The following is a 1,369-nucleotide window of genomic DNA, read 5'->3' as shown; positions in this document are numbered from 1 at the left end:
TTATCAAAATGGGAAGCTGGTATTGATTGCTCCCTATGCCATGACAACAGAACTCACAACTAACCCTAGAAATTTTTTATTTCGGACTGTACCTACTACTGAAGACGAAACTGATAGTTTAGTTGAGCACCTACTTAAGATAGGTCAACGCCAAGCGGCAGTTTTTTACACTCCTCAAAGCCCATTTAGTAGCTATGGATGGCAGAAATTCAAACAAAAATTTTACGCCAAGGGAGGAAGGATCATACAAGTCCGAGAGGATGATTTATCCAAAAGTAACTTCAACGCCAACAAAGCCCTAGAGGAAGTAAGGAAATATGGGGAAACCCCCTTGGTGTTACTTCCAGATGGTCAAGTCACTGATGCTTTGAAGAATTCTATTGAGTTAATCAAAACTAACAACGGTCGTAATTTGATAGTAGGGGAATGGATTCTCTACAGTCCCCAGACTCTAAGCATCAGAGATTTAAAGCCATTGGAGAAAGTAGTTTTATTTGTTCCCTGGCATCCCCGAAGCAGTCCTAACCAAAAATTTACTGAAGACACTAGGAAATTGTGGCATGGACCAGTAAATCCGACCACAGCTACCACCTATGATGCCACTCGTACCTTAATTCAGGCGTTAGAAATGTCAAAGAAACCGACACGTAAGGGTATCCAGAAAACATTAGCAAGTCCTGGTTTTAGTGCCGATGGCGCAACAGGAACCATTGAGTTTACATCCAACGGTGATCGCAAGAATCCTCCTGGAGAATTAGTTCATATCGTGCCTTGTTCCAAGAGCTTCTTTGGTTTAGCCTTTGTGCCCCTTGAGTATTCTTCTTGTGATCAAAAGCATTAAGATATTAGCTATCAGCTATCAGCTATCAGCTATCAGCAATCAGCAATCAGCAATCAGCAATCAGCAATCAGCAATCAGCTTAAGCGCACGGCTGACAGCTGACGGCTGATTGCTTACGCTAACATTAACTATAAAGAGACAAAATCCCATGAGCAATAATCTTGAGCTAAGTGAGTTCAAACAAGAAGTTGCTACTATCTATGATAACAGGAGCAATTCTTACGATAACGGAGATTTCCACCCTCGGCTTGCTAATTGTCTAATCGAACATGTTGACATTAGACCTGGACAAAAAATCTTGGACATTGCTACGGGAACTGGCTTAGTTGCTATTGAAGCAGCAAAACTCGAACGCTACTCGGGCAACCCATTTGCGCTTAAGATTATTTCCGAAACCATAAACGAATTTTATGGTGGTGCCATCGAGAATTTTCTGAATGATGAATCGTACATCTTTGATGATATTCAGGACATATTAAGCCGTCAAACTAGGGAACTATCGGCACTGCAAAAACAGATATTGGCCTG

1 protein-coding gene and 1 pseudogene are annotated in these 1,369 nt (G+C 41.5%); both read left to right on the top strand.

Features of this window, described 5'->3' with window-relative positions; genetic code table 11:
• On the top strand, positions 1-841 hold an 841-nt coding region (locus F6K49_RS49485; protein WP_293110113.1), incomplete at its 5' end, for an ABC transporter substrate-binding protein.
• 148 nt (positions 842-989) lie between these two features.
• Positions 990-1,369 (top strand): annotated as a pseudogene (locus F6K49_RS49480) (hypothetical protein); the annotation flags it as partial.

It is taken from the genome of Moorena sp. SIO3I6, from assembly GCF_010672095.1.
The sequence above is the reverse complement of the archived record's forward strand: the minus strand, read 5'-3'. Positions and strand labels throughout refer to the sequence as shown.